Source organism: Bradyrhizobium sp. B124, assembly GCF_038967635.1.
In the GTDB taxonomy this organism is placed as follows: Bacteria; Pseudomonadota; Alphaproteobacteria; order Rhizobiales; family Xanthobacteraceae; genus Bradyrhizobium.
The window spans coordinates 8,098,594-8,119,732 of sequence record NZ_CP152413.1; the positions used below are offsets into that span (position 1 = coordinate 8,098,594).

At 57.4% G+C, this 21,139-nt stretch carries 16 protein-coding genes and 1 pseudogene; 10 read left to right on the plus strand and 7 right to left on the minus strand.

The features are described from left to right. Positions 1-327: 327 nt before the first annotated feature. The 5 genes and pseudogenes from AAFG13_RS38140 to AAFG13_RS38160 form a co-directional block, all read right to left on the minus strand. Positions 328-1,935 carry a carboxyl transferase domain-containing protein gene (locus tag AAFG13_RS38140; RefSeq protein ID WP_342710128.1) on the minus strand — a complete coding sequence of 536 codons (1,608 nt, stop codon included), beginning with the start codon at positions 1,933-1,935 and terminating at the stop codon, positions 328-330. A 1-nt stretch (position 1,936) separates the two neighbouring features. After that, entirely contained in the window at positions 1,937-2,440 is a 504-nt protein-coding gene (locus tag AAFG13_RS38145; RefSeq protein ID WP_342710129.1) for an acetyl-CoA carboxylase biotin carboxyl carrier protein subunit, read from the minus strand. Between the two features lies 1 nt (position 2,441). Then, positions 2,442-3,911, minus strand: coding sequence for a biotin carboxylase N-terminal domain-containing protein (locus tag AAFG13_RS38150; RefSeq protein WP_342710130.1), 1,470 nt, complete (start codon positions 3,909-3,911; stop codon positions 2,442-2,444). Between the two features lie 2,403 nt (positions 3,912-6,314). After that, complete coding sequence (locus AAFG13_RS38155; protein ID WP_342710131.1) at positions 6,315-7,097, minus strand: YopT-type cysteine protease domain-containing protein; 783 nt, start codon at positions 7,095-7,097, stop codon at positions 6,315-6,317. Between the two features lie 219 nt (positions 7,098-7,316). Then, positions 7,317-7,599, minus strand: a pseudogene (locus tag AAFG13_RS38160) (IS5/IS1182 family transposase); the annotation flags it as partial. A 1,144-nt stretch (positions 7,600-8,743) separates the two neighbouring features. Between AAFG13_RS38160 and AAFG13_RS38165 the strand changes: the two are divergent. From AAFG13_RS38165 to AAFG13_RS38175, 3 genes are all read left to right on the plus strand, one after another. Then, positions 8,744-8,878 (plus strand): hypothetical protein, encoded by a 135-nt coding sequence (locus AAFG13_RS38165; RefSeq protein WP_342710132.1) that lies wholly within the window; start codon positions 8,744-8,746, stop codon positions 8,876-8,878. Between the two features lie 178 nt (positions 8,879-9,056). Next, positions 9,057-9,227, plus strand: coding sequence for a hypothetical protein (locus AAFG13_RS38170; RefSeq protein ID WP_342710133.1), 171 nt, complete (start codon positions 9,057-9,059; stop codon positions 9,225-9,227). 1,297 nt (positions 9,228-10,524) lie between these two features. Beyond that, positions 10,525-10,935: a hypothetical protein gene (locus AAFG13_RS38175; RefSeq protein WP_342710134.1), complete on the plus strand. Its 411-nt coding sequence runs from the start codon at positions 10,525-10,527 to the stop codon at positions 10,933-10,935. Here the strand turns inward: AAFG13_RS38175 and AAFG13_RS38180 are convergent. After that, on the minus strand, positions 10,904-11,245 hold the full coding sequence (locus tag AAFG13_RS38180; RefSeq protein WP_342710135.1) for a hypothetical protein: 342 nt from the start codon (positions 11,243-11,245) through the stop codon (positions 10,904-10,906). The two genes, AAFG13_RS38175 and AAFG13_RS38180, sit on opposite strands and share 32 nt — an antisense overlap. A 289-nt stretch (positions 11,246-11,534) precedes the next feature. On the opposite strand from AAFG13_RS38180, the gene AAFG13_RS38185 reads away from it, so the two are divergent. The 7 genes from AAFG13_RS38185 to AAFG13_RS38215 all read left to right on the plus strand — a co-directional run bounded on the left by AAFG13_RS38185 (position 11,535) and on the right by AAFG13_RS38215 (position 19,088). Then, entirely contained in the window at positions 11,535-13,196 is a 1,662-nt protein-coding gene (locus tag AAFG13_RS38185; RefSeq protein WP_342713499.1) for a class I tRNA ligase family protein, read from the plus strand. Further along, positions 13,193-14,410 carry an MFS transporter gene (locus tag AAFG13_RS38190; RefSeq protein ID WP_342710136.1) on the plus strand — a complete coding sequence of 406 codons (1,218 nt, stop codon included), beginning with the start codon at positions 13,193-13,195 and terminating at the stop codon, positions 14,408-14,410. The genes AAFG13_RS38185 and AAFG13_RS38190 overlap by 4 nt, the downstream gene beginning before the upstream one ends. A 24-nt stretch (positions 14,411-14,434) precedes the next feature. Continuing rightward, a complete protein-coding gene (locus tag AAFG13_RS38195) occupies positions 14,435-15,745 on the plus strand; it encodes a SidA/IucD/PvdA family monooxygenase (protein ID WP_342710137.1) in 1,311 nt (436 codons plus the stop codon). Between the two features lie 49 nt (positions 15,746-15,794). Then, positions 15,795-16,136 carry a cupin domain-containing protein gene (locus AAFG13_RS38200; RefSeq protein WP_342710138.1) on the plus strand — a complete coding sequence of 114 codons (342 nt, stop codon included), beginning with the start codon at positions 15,795-15,797 and terminating at the stop codon, positions 16,134-16,136. Then, positions 16,133-17,197 (plus strand): FAD-binding oxidoreductase, encoded by a 1,065-nt coding sequence (locus tag AAFG13_RS38205; protein WP_342710139.1) that lies wholly within the window; start codon positions 16,133-16,135, stop codon positions 17,195-17,197. The genes AAFG13_RS38200 and AAFG13_RS38205 overlap by 4 nt, the downstream gene beginning before the upstream one ends. Before the next feature lie 85 nt (positions 17,198-17,282). Then, complete coding sequence (gene alr, locus AAFG13_RS38210; protein WP_342710140.1) at positions 17,283-18,356, plus strand: alanine racemase; 1,074 nt, start codon at positions 17,283-17,285, stop codon at positions 18,354-18,356. 12 nt (positions 18,357-18,368) lie between these two features. Further along, positions 18,369-19,088 carry a hypothetical protein gene (locus AAFG13_RS38215; protein ID WP_342710141.1) on the plus strand — a complete coding sequence of 240 codons (720 nt, stop codon included), beginning with the start codon at positions 18,369-18,371 and terminating at the stop codon, positions 19,086-19,088. Between the two features lie 318 nt (positions 19,089-19,406). Here AAFG13_RS38215 and AAFG13_RS38220 read toward each other — a convergent pair whose 3' ends face one another. Next, positions 19,407-20,999 (minus strand): acyl-CoA dehydrogenase family protein, encoded by a 1,593-nt coding sequence (locus tag AAFG13_RS38220; protein ID WP_342710142.1) that lies wholly within the window; start codon positions 20,997-20,999, stop codon positions 19,407-19,409. Positions 21,000-21,139: the final 140 nt, after the last annotated feature.

The following is a 21,139-nucleotide window of genomic DNA, read 5'->3' on the forward strand; positions in this document are numbered from 1 at the left end:
ATGCCGGTTAGATCGAAGCGGAACCTCATGCCCTGCCGGAACGTGAATGAAGATGTGCAGACCTCCACGAACAACGGGCTGCCTGTTCTCTCATTGATACCACCGAGAACTCCCTCTCGTTGCAGCGGCAGGCGAGCGCTCGCTTAAACGAGGGAGGGCCACGGCTCAATTTGGAGTCTTGAAGATGCAGCTGACGATCGCGGCACCGCCATCGATACTGCGGGGCGACCACCTTCGAGGCTGGCGGGATCCGTTATCATCATAACTCGACCTCTCAGCTAGCGGAACGAGGTATGTCTTGAGCCATGCATCGTGTTCTGCCCCGCTTCACAGCCGGAACACGCCGTACTGTGGTGCGTCGATCGGCGCATTGAGCGAAGCGCTCAATGCGATTGCCAGGGCGGTTCTGGTGTCGATCGGATCAAGAATGCCGTCGTCCCAGATTTCGGAGGTCGCATAATAGGCGCTCGACCGCTCGCGATACTCGTCAAGGATGGGCTCTCGAATGGCTGCCAATTCGTGTTCCGAGAGGCGTCCGCCCGCGCGGGCCAATTGTCTCGCCTTGACGTGGGTGAGAACACCGGCAGCCTGCTCGGCACCCATCGCAGACATCTGAGAATTCGGCCAGCTGAACACAAACCGGGGATCAAACGCGCGTCCCGACATAGCGTAAGTGCCTGCGCCGTGCGAGCTGTTACAAACAATCGTAAACTTCGGCACGGACGCTCCGGACACGGCCATGATCAGCTTGGCGCCGTCCTTGGTGATCCCACGCCGCTCATATTCGCGGCCAACCATGAAGCCCGTGATGTTCTGCAGGAAGAGCAGGGGCGTTCGGTTCTTGTCGCACAATTGGATGAAATGAGTGCCCTTTAGCGCACTGTCGCCGAACAGCACGCCATTATTGGCAAGGATCCCGATTTGATATCCATGAAGCCGCGCAAAGCCGCACACGAGTGATGTCCCATAGCGCGGCTGGTATTCATGAAATCGGCTGGCATCGACCAGACGAGCGATGACCTCTCGCATGTCGAACTGCGCTCGCGTATCCATTGGAATGATACCGTAGAGTTCCGTCGCACCATAGGCGGGCGGCTCAGGGGCGACTCGATCGATCCAGGTCTTCGCCGGCTGGTGGAAGCGCGCGACGACGTCGCGGGCAATCGCAATCGCATGAATCTCGGAGCTTGCGAAGTAATCACTGCTGCCGGACACGCTGGTATGCATGAGGGCACCCCCAAGCTCTTCGGCGGATACTTGTTCCCCGGTGGCAGCCTTCACGACCGGGGGGCCACCGAGGAAAATCGCCCCTGCACCTTCGACCATAATGTTGTATTCACTAAGCGCTGGGACGTAGGCCCCTGCCGCGGTGCATTGGCCCATCACGATGGCGACCTGCGGCACTCCCATCTTCGAGAGAATGGATTGATTGCGGAGAATTCGACCGGCATGGTAGCGATCAGCAAAGAACTCCGCCTGCAAAGGCAGGAACCCGCCCGCGCAGTCGCACAGATGAACCACCGGCAGACGGTTTTCGATAGCGATATCTAAGGCCCGTACGATCTTCTTGACCGAGAGCGGATACCATGCGCCGCTCTTCACGCTGGCATCGTCGGCGTGAACAATCACCTCCCGACCCGCCACAATGCCGATGCCGACGACCTGCGCAGCGCCTGGCACCTCGCCGTCGTATGCCTTGTTAGCGGCCAGCGTGGAAAGCTCCAGGAATGGGGTTTCCGGATCGAGCAAGGCCGCAAGGCGCTCGCGAACAAACAGTTTATTTTGCCGACGCAGCCGCTCGAGGTCCCGCTCGGGTCGGTCGAAGCGGGCAACGCGCTGGCGTTCCTTCAACTCGGCCGCAAGTTGTCTGTTGTGGAGGTCGTTGCGACGAAACTCCGGTGAGTTCACGTCCGCCACGGAACCGATCCGCTGCATTTCAGCGCCCTTCCGTGGAGAGCGTGACCAGCACAGCGTCGCGCTCGAAGCTCTCGCCTTCCTTGACGTGAATTCGATCGACGATGCCATCCTGAGGTGAGCGTATGATCGTTTCCAGCTTCATGCTTTCAATCAGCATCAGCGCCATTCCCGCCGAGACTTCCTGGCCAGGAGAAACGGTGGTCGTAACAACCACACCAGGCATCGGTGCCCGGGCAACCCGCGGACGTGCCTCATGATTCCCGGAAACGAGCGTTCGCAATGGGTCATTGTGGCGCAATACGCGTGTTCTGCCGCGTATGTGTAGGTGAATCAGCTCGCCCTCGATGGCGAACCGAACCGGCTCGCTCTCGCCCGCAATGGTCAGGATGCCGCTACTGTCGCTGTGACGGGTGAACGCGACGGGGGCGATCACTTGATCACACAGATGGAGGCGGTAGCCCTGCTGGCTGGCTGAAAGCCACAATCTGTGATCTACGCCGTCGACCTCGAATGAGTGATACACGTCAATTCCTCCAGCTGCCGAGTGCCGCGTGAAGCGCGGGCACGGCATCGGCCGACTCGCGGACCGGCCCGGTCAGGAGAGCAGCGCATGCCAGGAACGCAGGCATTCCGGCAGCAAAGTTGCCCGCCGCGAGATGCGGGTTCCCTTCGAGGTATCCCGTATGGAACTGACCGTCGAGAAATGCCTCGTCGGAAAGGATCCGGGCAAGCAAGCTTGCGTTTGTTTCGCACCCAAGGAGAACCAGCTCCCGAACCGCGCGATGGGCTTTCAGAGCAGCTTCTATGCGGCTTGGTGAATGCACGATGATCTTGGCGAGCATGGGATCGAACGCCGGCGTTATGGTCTGGCCTTGCGTGATGCCGCTGTCGATCCGTACGTTATCCGGATACTCGAGAAGAAGTACTTTCCCAGTGGTCGGGACGTAGCCACGTTCCGGAGCTTCCGCGTACAATCTGAGCTCGATTGCATGCCCATTTGAAACAATATCGGACTGCGAAAGCGCAAGTTCGCGACCCGCTGCCGCATAGACCTGTTCGGCGATCAGATCGACGCCGGTGATCATCTCAGTCACTGGATGCTCGACCTGAAGGCGTGTATTCATTTCGAGAAAGTAGAACTCTCTTCCGCTGAAAATGAACTCGACCGTTCCTGCATTTTGATAGTTCGCTGCGCGGGCGATGCCGACTGCGGTCTCGCAAATTCGTGTCCGCAATTCTGGTGATAGCGCCGGCGAGGGAGATTCCTCGATGATCTTCTGGAAACGACGTTGGACCGAACACTCGCGCTCGAAGAGATGGACCAGGTTACCGAAGGAGTCACCCAGCACCTGTACTTCGATGTGTCGCGGGCTTTCGATATATCGTTCGACATAAAGTCGGCCGTCTCCAAAGTGGCGGCGCGCTTCACTGCGTGCCTGCTCAATGGCGACCTCCAATGCATCAAGGTCGCGTACAATCCGCATGCCCTTGCCGCCGCCGCCCCCTGATGGTTTCACGAGCAAAGGAGCTCCAATAGCCCATGCTCTCGAAACGAATGTCGCCGGGTCATCTTCTTCGATGGCGCAGGGCGCGACCGGAAAGCCGTTGCTTTGAACGAAATTGCGGGCGCGGATCTTGTCGCCCATGAGCTCGATGGTTTCTGGAGCGGGTCCGATGAACGCAATACCGGCCTTTGTCACCGCCCTGGCGAATTCCGCATTCTCAGCAAGCAATCCATAACCCGGATGCAGCGCGCCGGCGTTCGCCCTGTGGGCGACCGCGATGATCTGTGCAATGTCCAGATAGCTTGCGATCGGCGTGCGGCCGGTGATCGGTATCGCCAAGTCGGCCATGGAGACGGCGGGGGTCTGCGCGTCGACCTCGTGGTAGGCAATTGCGGAACGAAGTCCAAGCCTGCGTAACGCTTTGATGATTCGTGTGGCTATCTCGCCCCTATTGGCGATCAGAACTGTATCGAAGGGGAATTTGTGCATTTGCCTATCCGGACAAGCGCGCTGGAACCAGAGCGTCCGTCAGTTGTGAGCGACCTTGCTCGTTCATCTATTCTCGCGTGACCGTCCTGCACGTCGGGCTGGGGCGACTTCTGAGCGTGAGGGACGCGAACAGGCCGCCTGGTCCGCGATCCTTCACTTCGCGTCGTTGTTTCTCTTTCCTGTATCTCGAACGGAGAGTACGTGGCGACATTGCTGACTGAGGCTCGCTTGGTTGGATCTGAGACAAGCAGTGATAGCGGCGCGATCTGGTATGTGGCTGTTACAGAGGCGGAACGCGTCCTCCATGCATGCCTCTTTCTCCTCTGTGGTCGGCGCTTGATCGCGCGCGTCAACCCGCCCGGGGATTACAGCAGTCACTGCGACAGCAAGAGCGATGGCGCAGTGGTAGGCCTTGAGCAGCGAAGGCAATTGGAATCGTTGGTTTTGAAGCATGATATTCCTTCAAGTCGGTGGGTCTGCCGTATTGTTCTTCCTGCGCGACGCGCAACATGGCCTGTCAAACGGAAAACAGGCCGAAACTGGTTAAGCGCCGGAGCCGCGAGCCCGCTCTTTCGCTTCTGCGGACCTAGCCACGGCGCTCGTCCTCTGTCGGCACGACGCAATCAGCATCGGTCGTAGTCGGGGCCGAGCCCCAGGCGGACGAGAGGCATTCGCGGCTGAGCTGGCTGAGCAAGTGATCATTTTTGGGCTTCCGGTGATTGTGTGGTCGGGTCTGCCATGCCTAGATGTCGCGAGGCATTGCGTGGGCGTGGCGTGCTTTAAGGTGCCGGGCTCGGCCGACTAACTTGCCAGCCCCCTGATGACGCCATAGCCGGCGCGACGCAGGATCAAGACTTACGGCCCGGGCCAAGGTGTCGCGTGGCGGAGTGATGAGGCAGAAGCGAGGTGCGCTTAAGCCATTGCGAATGATACGCTCGATGGCGGGGAGCGAACCATGGTCGCGCGCGCCTACGTCATGTGTGGTGTAGTCTTGCAACCTGTATTCCACTCGATGTGAAGACGACGGGCGGGATTTCTGAGATGGACCCTTTGCCGGGCGCCCGTTCTCATGCGGATAGTGCGACGGGAGAGCGTCCCGTGCAGATCTCGAAACGCGTAAGTTCGTCCAGCCGACCGGCCTCCGATGAGATGCGGATAACAATGCATTCGGAGGATCCTAGAGTCGTGATTGAGTCTTGCGGAACGAGCCTGGATGCGTGAGACACTCGCAATTCTCGGTACCTGTCGGGAAGCGTCTAGATTGTCGGAGGTGGTCCCCACTTGTGTAGGATCGTACAATCTAACGCCACGTGCGATTCAAGCCTTTTCGTGCGTCGAATCGCCTGAAGGTGTCTGAGGTGTGCGCTATTTCGGATAAGTTTCGGCTGCAAGGTCGCACATCGTGTGTTCTGAACGGCGACGGCTGTGCATGGCGCGGGGCAGCGCAAGCAACGGTCAGCGCCTGCTTTTGGTGTGACGATCGCATTAGGTAACGGAGACCTCCAGCGTTGCTGCTACGTAATTGTACGTAGCGCCGGTGTCGCATTTCTTTGATCTGCGAATTGCATGCTCAGGGCATGAATCCGAAAAGTAAACTCTGCGAGCCCGACCACTGGCGAGGCCGTGCGGAAGCAACGCGAAAGAAAGCGGAAGCGCTCGCTTACGGCAAACCCAGAGATCGGCTTCTTAAGATTGCCATGGAATACGACAAGCTGGCGCGTCGTGCCCAAGAGTGGCAGACGCGCAGAAATTCGGACGATACATGGCCTGATCAGGACTCGTAGGCCGTCGCTGCGCCTCGATCAAGCGCCCGCGGATAGACCGCTACGCAGCTGTTTCGGTGAAGAAAAATGTTTCCCGTGGCTCGGTGCAGGCAAGTCAGCGGCCGCTTGCATGCGACGTTGAGGCGACGCCGTATGGCGAGCCGACCGACGGTTCCTGGGTCGCGCTAGATGGCTTTCAATCGAATCGCAACCGGCATGGAATGCCTGGGTGCTTCTCTAGAGTCAGCCAGTGAGGTCGTGTCCAGGTCGCATTCACTCGATGTGTGGAATGCGTCGATCGAGCTTTACCCGGACTGATGCCGCCGATCCGCTCATCTTGCTATTGTCGGGGGAGGCTGGGCGTGGTGTCCGGCTCCATTGCAAATGAGCGGATACGGCGGCGTGCTCCTGTTGCGATGTCTGATCGCGACACGTACGTCGTTTGGCAACGAGTTGGAAGCCGGCCGCCCCCGCCCGGCGGCCGCACTTCAGGCCTATTCTTTTGGTCAGCTTCTCGAAAGCTGATCCTCCTTTATGTCATCTTGCGCGCGCCACTGAGACAACAGACGTCGACCTAACTATTGATCCGAGGAGGCGCGATCGTGGAAAGCGCCAATCGGCGGCGGTCTGCGACGGCTCATCACATCTTTTGTGTGGTGATTGTCGATATAATCATCCCGTTGGGGTTCCTGTAACGATTGTCCAGGCTTTCGAATAATCCATTCACCTGGTCTGAGCGAACGGTAAACTCTCCATAGTTTGGATCGAACAGCGTGGTCCTTCCCTCCGACGCCGACGTCGCAATTGTGTGCCGGCCACCCCCGGCGAAACGTAAGCTCAGCAAATGCGTCGATCCGTCGCGGGTGATTTTGTCCAGCATGCGCGCGCGGTTCTCAGGTTCATCGAAACTGTATACTTTCTCTCTTCCGGATGGTTGCAGGCCCATTTCCGTCAGCACGGTGTTTTTTGCCTGCATGTTGGCCTGAGAACGTTCTACCCCGTCGCGTCGCAATCCAGCTCTAAGGTCCTCATACTGCTCTTGCCGCTCAGCCGCAGCGCGGTGCCCTTGCGATCCGGGTACTAACGCATTCATTCGGGATGTCGGGCTGTTGTGGAGATTGCGGAGCCATTCTCCAGCCAGCCCAACGCAGATGCCGTTTACATTCGCGTCGGCCAATCCCGCCGTCCTGTAGTCGAATAGGGAGGTGCTCGGCCTCGCCGCAGAGGATGCACCGGGGTTGTCTGGATCCGAGGCGCGTGGCGTGCTAACGCAGCACCCCATTTGGTCGGGCACTCCAGGCGACGGGCTCCTCAGCAGCGCGAGATCCGCAAGCGTTCTCGTAAAGCTGTCGCTGTCGCCTAACTGGCTCAGTGCGTCACTTTGGATAGCGCGTGTGGATGAGTCACTGATTCGATTATCCATGGCGATTCCTGTTTCCCTCGACGTAAGTCTTTTCGCAGTGAGTGCGGGCCGCTTAGGCGCTGCTGCGGATGATACTCAGACGAGCTGACGACAAGCTGACGGGCAGATGTTCCCCAGCTTGACGTCACCGTGGTGCCGCTTAACGAGACCGCCTCATGGCTGGTAGGGCGTCGCCCGTGAAAAGCTCAGCGGGACAACGGCCGCCGCTGCTCGAATGCCCGGCAACGGCTTGGCGTGCAGCACGAACGAGCCGCGGGGGCAGGCCGATTAACGGAAACAATGGAAGTGCCTCGACGCCGAATTCGTAGGGCGCGGCTGCACTGCCGATGCATTCGACCTCGTAGGGGTGGGAAGAAATAAAGCTTCCAGCCGCGCTAGCGCTGCTGTTGCGAACGGATCTCGGCGACCCACCCCAGCAGCAGCGCAAACGCCTCCTCGAGCACTGGCCGACCTTGCGGCGGATGTCGCGGATGATTCGGCCGAGTCGGCTACGCAGGATGCGTCGAAAAACCCTTGGATACCCGACCACCATTTGTCGTGAGCTTCGTTAGTTCGTCGAGGCTATTGCACCTATAAGAAGGCTGCGATGATCCAGCAAACACCGGCCCAAAGCAGCGCACTGAGCAGAAGCGCGGCCAGCGGCCACAGGTTCCCCCTCCTTTGCGCCTGCCAAGATCGGCAATCAGCGCCGCAATGCTTGATCCCGCAGTGCCTTGGTGTGCGCCAGTGCGTCATTCATCACAACCCGCGCCGGTCCACGGAAAAAGGCTAGTGTCTGGATGCTTCGTATCAGTCATAAGTTTGCAGTCTTCTTTTAGAGCTCTGGTGTCGTCATCTTGTTTGTTGCGCGGCAATCATCCAGCTGATGATTTGGCCGCGCTCCTTAGCAGCTGCATCGGTCAGGATCAAACAATAGTCCATTGTGGATTGATGCTTGGATATAGGGCGTCATGCTGGCTCGCGTTTCTCCACCACAGCACTCAGCGTGCCATGGGCGGAGAAGCCCCGTGCCGGTCGACACGAGAAAAATACGTGTCTGTCGGTTCGACGACATGGATGGTTGTGCATAGTCGGATTTGCGACATCGATGTCTGAAAGAACCGGAAGTAGCAGGAAGGGTGAGTGGTATGTTTGCGCCATACCGGCAACAATGCGTTAGGAGTTGCATCGTAATGACGCGGCGATAGATCCGCCAATGGTCTAGTTACATTCAATGCGGCTCTAATCACGTTCTCGGGCCGTTACCCTACAGGGACGCACTGTGATGGCAGGCGATCCGCTAGATGTTGTCTCAGCTCAATCAAGGAGGCAGTACGCCGCGCGTCCGCGGCTCTGATACGAGCCCGTTCGATTTAGCCCTCGTACAACTCATCATGGTCACATAGATGACGCATTGGCCATGTTTCAGACTCGTCGAGCAGAAGGGCGCGAATGATCAAGTACCGCATCGCGAAACAGCATCGCACCAAGACGATATCGCCTTTGCGAAGCGTCACCCGGTGCGGGCGCAACGTGGGTTTGCAAGCCATAATGGAGTGCAGATATCGGAGGCCATCATATGGAGCATGCCAGGATGACGTTAAATCCAATTTCGATGAGTTGACTGGCCCATTCTATATGCTCAAGCACATCTCCGGGAAACCTGAATGGACAGGGGCAATGCGAACTTGGTTTGCAAGTACGAAACTCAAGGGCAGAGTTTCCTATTGCTGACGCGCGCGCTGTTCGGCGATGTGCGGTTAGCGCTTGCTGTCATCAATGAAGCAAAATGCCCGGCGTGAGGCTCGCTCGGTGACGGATGTATCCGTCCGGCTATCATCAGCGTGGAAGTCCAATCGGCGGGTCGAGTCGCATCGAGCAGATCGTGCACGGCCCGCATTCAGGCAATCAGGGACCCGTGAGAGCGTTTCGTCGGAACCTTGAAACACGAAGCGTCGGAAAATAATAGGAGAACAAGTGATGATGGACATCTGCGGTTTTCTCAGCAGATGGTTCGCTGAAGAGTGGTATGGGAACGCTGCGCTGAGGACCGAGCTGACGCCGGTTAACGAGTGGCGAGACAACGTCATCTACGTCGACTTCAAAGCGGTCCGCGAGGCAAAGGAGGGGGCGTGCGAGCGCATATCATAGAAAAGCTGGAGGCCGGCCGCGTACAATACGGCCAGTTCGCCAGCATTCCGGGATCAGGCCCTTGCGGCCTGTTCTTTGTGCAGGGACCTTGCGGGTGTAAGCTGAAGATCAGTGGATTAGTCCGTCCTGGCTGGGAGCATGTAGCTGTCTCGACGCCGCGGCGTTGTCCGAACTGGGAAGAAATGTGCTTTGTCAAAAACCTGTTCTGGGATGAGGAGGATTGTGTAATGCAACTGCATCCGCCACATTCGCAGTATGTTAACAACAGCCGGTATTGCCTGCACCTGTGGAGACCCACTTACCGGGACATTCCAATGCCCCCGCCGAGCTTTGTAGGCATCGTTGGGCTAGGACCATCCGAAGCGGCAATGTTGTTTGCACGGATGGGCGCGACAGCATGACGAGTTGGGTCAACGACATCCGCGCGGAAGATGAGGCCGAGCCGGTGCAGAAACATCGGTGCGGCGCCGCCGGAAGGCAGCGCCACCAGCGGACATGTGCTTCCATCTGTTGACAACGTTCAAGGGTTCAGAAGCGGGAAATCACTGCTGCTGACCCGGAGGCGGTGACAGTGCATTGAGCCGGTTCAAGAGATGTCTCATATGCACCGGTGCGACCGACTCCAATGTGGACGGAACGATAGGATTGGAATTGGTTCTTGGCGGCGTTCAAACCAGTGTTTGCGGAACCGCGCTAAACATGGGTTTGGGCGCAACAACAGCATCTCACCGAGGTCGATGGCCGGCCACCCGCAACTCGCCAAACGGCCAGCGCGGGTGCGACAGCATCTCCAGGCTTATTTGTTCGTCAGTTCGTCGTCAGCTTGCCGCAATATCATTCGCAGCAGGGCGCAAGCGGTTGGCACTCGCTCTGAGGTAACGTACGCTGAAGAGGCAGGCGCACCGCCGTGGATAATCGAGCTAGTGGTCGATCCATACGTGCTAATCAAACTGACGAACGGAGTCGGTCGGCGGATAATAGCAGCCAGCGGCTGACAGCAGGCAATGCCAAGCTCGATCCCGTCCTGGAATGCAAGCGAACCATCTCAAGATGACGACGCCTCATTCCACCAGCTTGGGGCCCGAGACCCAGGTTGATTGACAAGCGCAAAATCCACGACCTCGCCACGCAGACAGCCGCATGTCATCGAAGGATCGTGTCCTTGGCTGGATGCTCGTAGGCAGTTATGCCGATGAGTAGCTCGCCGAAAGCTGGATATTCGACGGCGAAACTAGTCTCAAGAAGTGCTTCCTCGAGACCTGCCGGTTCTTGGAAGACCTCGACTTGACGGTGCGCAATGAGGCGCAGCTCGACGAAGGCTTCCGAAGCCGGTCTTCGCCAAAGTCGGCGCCGGGTTTACGAGGAGACCGGAATCGAAATCCGGGTCGACCAGCAGGAATTCGATACCTTACCGCAACCCTTGCCGCAATCTCTCGTGCTAGGGGCGATCAACTACAAAGCGCCGGCTTCGCCGATCCGGCTTTTGCGGCGCATCAAGCTCGGCCACGCCGCCGGCGGACACGTCGTGCCGCCAGAGAGCGTAGAGATCGTTCATCCGATTCTGACGCGCCGGGAAGAGGGGATCGAAGTGCTGGCTTACGACTACATCGAGGCCTTCGCTGAAGAATCCGGGACGCTGGCCGAGCCTACCCCGCCGTGCGACCGCTATGATGTCGTCACCCTCTGTCGAAATGCTGATCTCGCCTGAGCCGCAACAGATTGCCGCGCTGCTGCGGGAGAAATGCCCGCTCAAAGGCATCGAGCTGCCACAACTTGCCGATTTCGAGCCGCCTCGCGGCGATGTCGAAGCCGGTTGGTCCGGCATACTGAACCATCAGCGTCCGGCATTGCTGCCGATCGGTTCGTTCTGGAAGCAACGAACTCTCATCCGCCTTTACTGAGCCGCTTGTTAGGTACGTGACCAATGTCGAAAAGCCGACGATCCGCAGGTTCAGAGGAAGGGTAAAATTAAGAGCCTCAGTCTGGCGCGCCGCTTGCTTTGTTGACGGCGTCATCATCGATCGCTTCCAAGGGGACAGATAGTTGGTCTCATTGGGCAGAGGGCGGAGATTAGCCGTGTCGCGCGCTGAGGTAGAGCAATTCGTCAAGAATTCAGAAGAGGAGAGACTGCTCGAAAACCTCAAACAGGCTGCTAAAGGCTTTCGACGGATTGTGGAGTCCGGTTTGAAATCCGCGACCCGATTGCGTCCATAACTCCGTCAGCTGCCCGAGCTTTTGGTGTTTTCCAAGGAAAGTGCTGGGCATCTGTTTCGGTATTGCTCTGTTCAAGGGAGTCGTTGTGCAGATATGAGAAGAAGCCCAACCATCTCGCGGATAAATGTAGCGAACACGCATCCTGTCGATGTGTACATCTCGCCCGTCAACTTGACGGCCAATGGCAGAGCACATCTCGGGCACGCTGCCGGGCCATACCTCAGAATGGATGTCCTACAGAAGCACTTGAAGAGGGCAGGGCATCATGTCCGCTCTGGGCTGACGACGGACGGCTTCGAGAACCATGTCCTGGTCCGAGCGGCTCGTGAGAAAGTCGACCCATCAGACCTAGCACATGGCTTCCATATCAAAATTGTGGAAGATCTTGCCTCACTAGGTCTCGTTTTCGATCATTTCGATGATCCGGCGTATGGCGGGAATCTGCAACGATTTTCGAATGTCAGCAACGCGCTCATGGGCGCCTTACTTGCAGCCGGCGCGCTACATTTCCGTGCAGCACGCTTACCAGTGGATGATGCGGTTTCCACGGCCGTGCCACGAGAAGAGCGCTTCTGCATTGGAGGCTGGTTTGGTGCAACCTGTCCGGTTTGTGAAGCATCTGCGGGTAGCTTCTTCTGTGAACACTGTGGCCATCATTTCGAGCCCGAGGAAGCGTTGAGTCCAGTATCGAGGCGAGGGCGGATCGTGGAATGGACGGACGACATTTCTGCCTTTCTTTTAGTTTCGGGAAACGACCGACTCCGACGGGCGTGGGAGGACACGGCCATCGAAGCTAGCTTCCTGGACATAGGCAAGCGGTATGTCGCACGCAAAGGACAGCAAATGCGGGTGACCGTACCGGGACTGTACGGATTGGCTTGGAATTCTCGGTACTTCAATACACAGCAGATATTGTTTAGCTATTCCTCGTTACTCTACGCTCATTCTCTCTATTGCGGACATAAAGACACAGAGGGCTCCGGTAAGCCCAGTCCTTTTTCGCGCGATTCCGATGCGTTCCTCATTAGCGCTACAGGTATCGATAACACAATTCCGATGCTTGTCGGAGTTACAGGATGTGCATTGGGGCAGGACTCGTTCCGCCCATTTGATCGAATTTTCTTTAATCATTTTCTTCGGCTGAACGGATCGAAGTTCTCCACCAGTCGCGGTCACGTGATTTGGGCGGGTGAAATCGCCCGAATTCCAAAAATATCTGTCGATGTTCTTAGAGTGTACCTATCGGAAATCTGTCCGGAAGAGACCGAGACCGATTTGGTGTCAGAGCAGTTGGCCGTTCGCTACAACGCAATTTTCGATAAGATATCTGCAGCCATCGACCGTTGCACGGAGTCCATAAGCGGGATGCCGGCTCTCACCGCGTGCTACGTAGATGCTGCGATGATGATCACGCTGGATCGGCTCTATGAGAAGCAATGTGCCGCCCTTTCGCTCGACCATCTGCGAGTATCCCAAGCGTCGAGGTCGGTTGTCGAATGGGTCGATTGTGTCGGTGCCGCGCCGGACCCTCAGACGGCCTACACATGGTTGATGGGGTTTAGCATACTGGCCTGGCCACTGATGCCAAAGATAACGCAAGCCGTATGGCATTGGCTCGGTCATAGCGGGCATCCCCTTGCCGCATGTGCTTCGAGGCCTTCAACCCAGCGAAGCGGAACTGTGCCGAAACTCAACGGAAGCAGGTTGGCGGCCGCAGATATTGATCGATGCCTTCCCGGGAAGATCGCAGCATGACACCGGCCACGAACATCGTTACGGTCGAAGAATTGCCCAATGCGGTCTCGTTGGAAGTCTCAATCCCCTTCATGCTTGGTAGCATCAGCTTAGCGGCATCCTATGGCTCAAGTTTCTTTCTCGTGGACGCTCTGCGCTCCATTGGACAAAGTGCCACGACCGCCGGCGCCGTCATTTCGACCGGGACCATCGCGACAATACTCTGTTCGCTCGTAGCTGGCCGCCTTGCCGATGTACTGGGCATGATGCGAACGATCACCCTTGCCGCGGCGATGATGGCGATGGCGATGATTTGTTTCGCATCGGCATCAAGTCTGACGCTCTTCGCTTACATCGGCGGGCTTTTTCTCGGGGGTGGATGGTCAGTGTTTTACATACTGGCGCCTCTTCAAGTCTTGTGTCACGTGCGAGCTGACGCCCGTCTCAAGTATCTTACCTTGCTTTCCGGATCTCAAATGCTGGGCATCGGGCTTGCTGCCCCCCTCGCACGCACCATTGCGGAAGTGGCTGGATCCTACATTGCAGTTTACGTTTCATTTGCGGTGGCATGCCTCGTTGGTACGACGCTTTTGGAGTTCGCCGGTGGGGCACTGGCGCAAGCTCCTCGGATCAGAATGTCGACCGTGCGACTTACCTTCGAAGGCGTGCTGGCAACCCTTAGATCGAACACGCGCTATCCGATAATCATGATCGGTGTCGGAGCCTGCGTGTTCGCAGGCCTTTCAACGTTTCAAGGGCTTTACGCTGCGTCGCGAGCGCAATCTGCCGATACATTCTTTCTGGTCTTCACGCTGACGGCCGTCTTCTTGCGGTTTGCAGTGGCGCCGGTAATCGGAAAGTGCCGCCTAGAGCGCGTGGCGGCGTTTCTCATCGTGTGCACTATCGCGGGACTGGTCATCCTTTTCGTGAATGCAGGTAGTACGGCAACCTATATCCTCGGCACAACGATGTTCGCGCTGGGATATGGTCTCAGCTATTCGACATTGAACAGTATGGTTGTCCAAATTGCAGGTATCGATGGGACATCGTTGGCCATTGCTTCTCAGGTCTTCACGCTCTCCTACTTCATCGGCCTATTCGGATTTCCATACATCGCTGCGCAGATCGTGAAAGTCGGCAGCTTCGATCAATTGCTGATGAGCACGATCATGCTTATCGTCGCTAATGGCGTACTTCTTACAATTCAAGTGTTCTCAACCAGCGGGAAGCATTGAGTGGCTCCGTTTAGGGATGATGGGATGCTGAAGGACAGCGATAGCTGTGACGTAATCGCAATCGGTGCCGGGCCGGCGAATCTAAGCTTGGCAGCGCTCGCGGCACCGATCCCGGAAGTGTCTGTGCACATCCTGGAAAGGTCAGAGACACTTCAGTGGCATCCGGGCCTGCTCATAGGAGGCGCCGTTATGCAGACCAGCCCATTAAAGGACCTGGTCACACCGGCGGATCCAACGAGCGCATACAGCTTCCTCGCCTATTTGCATAATCAAAGACGACTTTATCAAGCCATTGTCCGTGGACTCGACCGTGTTAGCCGGAGTGAGTTCGAAGATTATTTGCGGTGGGCAGCAAAAAAGCTGACGAACATTCGATTTGGCGAACATGTTATTGCTCTCGAACTCCGCGGTAACTCCTTTGAGGTCATAACCGGTCGCCGCAGATATCAGACATCAACAGCTGTGCTTGGCGTGGGAAGAGTGCCGTCGATCCCTGATTGGGGCCGCAATGCACCACCAAATGAGGTGTTTCACGCGAGTACCCTTCTTCTCCAGCGCCGCGAATTGTCGCGCAAGCGCGTTGTGGTCGTCGGCGGCGGGCAAAGCGGTGCCGAAATATTTCTTCATCTCCTGAGTGGTACATGCGGCGCGCTGGAGGCTCTGACATGGGTGACGCGCCGCGCAAACATATTCGCGCTCGAAGACAGCCCTTTCGTCAATGAATGGTTCTTTCCGCAATATGGCGGTTGGTTCTTTGGGCAAAGTGACTCCACGCGAACTCAAATTCTGGAGCGACAGTCATTGGCCAGCGATGGCGTCAACAGTTCGACGCTTCGCGCTATCTACAACGCGCTGTACGACCGCGAGGTTCATAAGCGGGCTTACCCGACACACGTAGAAATACGCGTCGACACCAGCGCTGAAGACTTGCGCGGCCTATCTCCGTTTCGCTTGGGCTTGCGACAGCGGACGACAGGCGATTGTTCAGAGCATGTCGCTGATATTGTGGTCTTAGCCACGGGCTACCGCACCGAAATCCCTGCGTTCCTGGAGCCGATCGCAAGCCGGCTCACGGTCGTGAGTGCCCCCGGCGGCTCCCAGGAGATCGTGGTCGAGCCGGACTTTTCGGCTCGTTTTGATGGCCCCGAAGAATGTCGCTTGTACGTCCAGAATGGCGCGCGGTTTCAACATGGCATCGCTGATACAAATCTGAGCTTGGTTCCTTGGCGCGCTTCAACGATCCTCAATTCTATCATCGGCCACGTCGTCTACGATTGTCGACCTGCAACGGGCATCGTCAAGTGGAGTAGCGTTGGCTTCGAGGGCTCTTGTTGAAAAACGCGGCAGCATGCCGCCACCACGCTATGTTCATTCGGAGTACACTATGAAGAATGCGCAGTTGATGACCCTTGGCGACATGACGGTCTATAGCCCCGGTGTATTGGTTCAGCGCGTCGAAGAAATAGCTGATCCCGAGACCGCTTGTCCGGTCGAACTCATCGAATTCCGGCTGGATCCGTTTGCGGTGTCGACGCCTCATTCCCATCCGTCACACGAGATCTGGCGCGTCACGAGCGGCCACGGTCGGGTGATAACTGACGATGGTGAGTTGGTGGTCACGGCAGGAGACCTGGTGTTTCTGCAGCCAGATCGAACCCATCATTTGGAAAATCGTGGCAGTGACGTTTTGAGCGCCTTGTCCATCTCCTGGAAGGATGCCCGATGACCGACGAGATATGTGATCTTGCCGTCATTGGCGCCGGCGTCATGGGCCTGAGTGCTGCCTTCATCGCAGCGCGCAATAGTCCGCGGGAAAGAATCGTCATCTTCGAACGAGATACCGTTGGGGCAGGTGCCAGTGGGTTTGCTCCCGGAATCCAAGTCAGTATCTGTCGTAATGAAAAGGAAAGAAGCCTCGTCAATCCTGGTTCAAAGTTCTGGCGAGGTATCTATCCCCATGGGCTTTGGCGCAACGGCCGAGACTGTGACGTGTACTGGTTGACACGCGCTCCCGACGAACTCGCCCGACTGAGTGGCGTGGGCGGTGCGACCCCGTCAACTTCTTTTGCACTGACCGAGAGGCTTTCCTCGCTGCCTCGTTTTGTGATCCCCGGCGGTATGGCTGTGGCACTGGATCGGGGTTCTTACAGTCCGGTGAATTCCATTGTTCAGGATCTGGCCCAAAGGCTCAAAGCCGTCGGTGTTTCGATATGCGAAAAGACATCTATTGAAAGAATACGGCAGGGACGAAGCAATCTTCTTCTCCGAACCTCTGATGGCGGCGAAATCGCGGCGAGGCGGGCCATCCTGGCAATTGGGCCGTGGCTACCCGATTCACCCCTGCGTGAGCTTCTCGCAGAGGAGCCGCGTTTGCGAGTTAAAAAGGTGGTCGCGCTTCACTTGGCGGCGCGCCCCACCCCGACGTGTCCAATGATCGGCTTGCTCGATGACTACGCTTTCCTCATTCCCATGATCGCGGAGGGATACTGGTTGTTCAGCTTTACCTCGCAGGAATGGGATGTGAAGCCCGGCACCGATGGGCTGCATGTCAGTCCGGATGATCTCGCGCGCGCCACCGCAATGTTGGCAAAATGGTTCTCCTCAGACGTGCCCGCGGTGGCCTCTGCACGTGTGTTCTGCGATTGCTATTCTGACGATGGTGTCCCGTTCTCCCGGCCAGCTAGCAATGTCGCCGGTCTGTACGTGATTGGTGGTGGAGCAGGTAACGGGTTTCGCTTTGGGCCGGCCTGTGCGGAAGAGGCAATACGTTCCCTGTATGCGCCGTAGTTGCCACGAGCGGGTCATGCCAGGCGAAGTCAACCTCTCTCGCAAATTCGCAGATGCCGGTTGTCGCGATCGCTCGAGATCGACCATGATTGTTGATCTCAGCGCCATTCAGTCCAATTATCGGAAGTGTCAGGCGCTTGCGCCAAACAGCGCCTGCGGCGCAGTTGTCAAGGCCGACGCCTACGGCCTTGGCGCGGCGCGTATAGCGCCCTTCCTTGCTCACCTTGGCTGTACGCATTTTTTTGTGGCCGATATGGAGGAAGCCATTACCCTGCGCGATGTGCTGCCGTCCTCTGCAAAGATCTACATGCTCCACGGCGTTATGTCAGGTATGGAGCGGTTGGCCGAGCAGCATGGTTTGTTGCCGATTCTCAACAGCAGGGAGCAACTGGAGGCCTGGCTTCGGCATTGCCGCCTTCGCAAAAGCGCGTTGCCAGCGGGTATCCATGTCGACACCGGCCTGTCTCGACTGGGTTTTCCCATTGATGAGTTGCAGACAATCGCCGAGACTGAAACGGGGCTGTCGGAATTGCCCGTAGCGCTGTTCATGAGTCAGCTCGCCTGCGCCGAGTGGCGAAACGAGATCAGTCTTCAACAGTTGATGCGTTTCCGCAAACTCACCCATTTGTTCCCGAAGGCTATCCTTTCGCTGTCGAACTCGGCGGGACTGCTCGCCGGACGTGAATTTCATTTTGACCTCATAAGGTGCGGTGGAGGGATTTTCGGCCTTTCGACGTCCGATGTTCCCTGCTTCAAGCCGTCGCAAGTCGTGGGCCTGCGGACGCAAATCATTCAATGCCGTAAGGTAAAGCGTGGGGAAGCGATCGGTTATCACGGGTCCTACCGCGCGGAGAGGGGGATGCGGGTCGCTACGACCTCCATCGGTTACGGAGATGGGTTCCCGCGCGTTTTGGACAAACGAGGGTATGCCTTTATATGTGGGACGCGTGTGCCAATCGTCGGCTTCGTTTCGATGGATCTTATGACTGTTGACGTGACAGATCTGCCCGAGAGTTGGACGACGCCGGGCACTTTGGTCGACCTGATCTGCCCCGAGCAAACCGTCGGAGATATGGCGTCAGCCGCGAAAATGCTCAGCGATGAGTTGACCACAGCAATTGGGCGGCGGTGCCGCAGGCTTTATGTTTCAGCGAAATGATGTGAGGCAACGGTGAACTCCTCTGCCCGCCAATCGGAGCAAGTCAATCGAGCGATCTATCGCGGCGACGCAGGCATGCGTCTCATGTGTCCGAACCACTTCACCGCTAAGGTGCGTCGGTTCCATGATTATGAGAGACGCTTCTATCGCGATCTCCTGCGCGCGAGCCGATACGAGTTGATCATTGAGGTAGGTTGTAACGGCTATCGCCTGATCGGCGTCAAAGGCGATTACAATGATTACCTTGGCATCGATATAAATCCACCTCGTGCACGGCGGTTAAAAAATGGGCGCGGAGCGGTTATCCGATGTGAGGCTAACAAATTCTTCAAAAGAACCCGGCTGATCAATGAGATAATGATCCGATATGGCGGACGGGTGCTTAGCATATTGCCGTTCAATTTTCTCGGTACGATGGATGCGCCAATGGAATTTCTCACACTGGTCTGCCAGGCGCCCTTCGATCTTGCTTTGTCGCTCTTTTCAACGAGCGAGACCGCAACGGTTGCGCGCCTCGAATACTATGATCTTTGTGGCATCTCCGTGCAGGGTGTGGTGCGTACGGATGACTATGTCCGCTTAGACTGCTCCAACGGGTTCCAGGCGTTCGCCTTCGATCCGTTCTTTCTGGAGAGGCGCATATCGGCCTGTGGCTTCCGCTTAAGCAATGCTGAGTGCTATGATGTCTGTCACTTCCTCCATTTCAAAAGGAGTAATTCTGAAATACAGTGATCAGGATAATGCCACCCGCGCCCAGGAAGCTTGATCGGCGAGCTGCACGGCGCCTTCGGCCAGCGCGGTAGGATCAGTCGGCGCACATGTCGCGCGCTCCTTGCTTTCCACGCGTGTCCGCGCGCTCCACGGAGGAGCGGTAGGTCAAGCTGGCCTGTGATCGAGCTGGCTCAAGGCTCGCGCGATACGCGTCCGCCTTGAGCCCGCCCGATCGCCGATTTGTTGGCTTGGCAAGCGTTCGCTGACGGCCGAGCGCCAATCGGCGCGCTTGCAATGCCGGCCGCGTACCGGCCCTCGCTCACCTTACTAGCTAGGATGTCAGACGTACTGCACCAACTTGAGATAATCGTTTGTGAGGACAGGTGAGCGGATGGAAGAAGCTGCGTCTTGAAGGAAGGTATTCAGAGTTCGACTAGCGCGAATGCGGCCTTCGAAAGACAGCCGTGCCGGCGCTCGAGTACGGAGAGTTGCTAATTCGGAACTGACCAGGTCAGCCGCGGCATTGGCACAATCTGACGCGGAGAAGCAACCAGCAGACATGACGGCTTGTGCCAGTCCCAGTGTGGTGAGCCAACCCGCGTAAATGAGCACGGCACCGTCTGTCTCATTGAGCCCAGCGAGTTCCTCAATCGCAGCAGCATGGACTGGCGCCGCATCAAGAGAAAGAAAAAGATCGGCTATTTCGTCACGTGTGGCTCTAGAGAGAAGGCAGCGGCCGAGATGTGATAGGAGCGTCTCGGTTGGACCTTCGAAGATGCGGAGAATGCGAGCGTCTCGATAGATTTTAGCTACAGGCGTTCCCTCATCGTAACCACGGCCACCTAACAGCTGGACGCATTGATCAGCGACGAGGCCGCACCACTCCGACGACAAAACCTTCGTTGCCGACGCAAGGTGGACGTTGGGGCCGCCCTGCGCTGAGACAAGTCGGCAGGACGCCCCCAGCATTGCCTTCACTACTTCCCGCCGGAGCACCAGCTGCCCAAATAACTGCTCGATATAGCTGTTCTCAATCATGCGCAGCTTACCCAGTCGACGATGGCTTGCATATGAGGCTGCGACCTGGATCGCGCGCTCAAGGGCTCCAAGACCCATAGCAGCCACGCCGATACGCCCGCGGTTCATGCTGGATGCCGCTGCCCCCCAGCCGTCTTGATCGCGAGAGAGCACGTAAGCGCTCGGCACCTCGACATTCTGGAACTCGAGGGTATTTTGAATGATGCCACGCAGACCGAGTGTGCGATGCTCGTGCGTGACCTTTAGGCCCGGAGCCTGCCTATCAACGAGCACACCGACAAGCCGACCTTTCGCATGTCCGGGACCAGAGGCTCGCGCAAAGCAAACGATCCAGCGAGCCCAGTCAGCGAGGCCAATCCAAATCTTGCGGCCAGAGATGCGAACTCTATCTTCGTCTATGAAAGCCGAAGCCTCTATGTGCCGCGGGGCAGAGCCAGCTCCAGGCTCCGTCAAAGCGAAAGCGCAAAGGTCGCCGCGTGTGGCACCCCACATGACATGCTTCTGTTCAGGGATGTGCGGTGCCGCTTCGATGCAGGGCAAGGCCAGGAAGTTATGGATAACGAGGGTAGAGGCAGCCGAGATATCGAAGGATGCAGTGGCCGAGATGAGGTCGATTGCCTCTTGCAAGGAAAGAGCTAATCCGCCGTGCTCGGCGGGTGCAGTGAGCCCGAAGAGTCCATGCCTTGCCAATATGCTGTGTAGGGTCGGAGGGAACGCTCGACGTTCATCTGCATCTGCGAAATTCAACTGACTGAGGTCATCGATTAAACTGGAATATAGGCCAGGTGCACCGCCTTCAGCTGTGCGTTCCTGCGCCTCCTCGAATAGGGAGTCAACTCGAGTGTACATGTCCATGAGACCATAATGATTGCACCTGCGCTTCGTGCCAATCATCCCCGTGGCTAGCTCGAATAGACATTGGTATGCATGGATGCGAGCGCAGTGGAAGGAGGTTGCCCAAGATCGGGTTCGTCGCAGAGCGCTGCGCGAGCTCACATCGAGATGCGTCTTGTCGATATGGCCTCTCGGAGGAA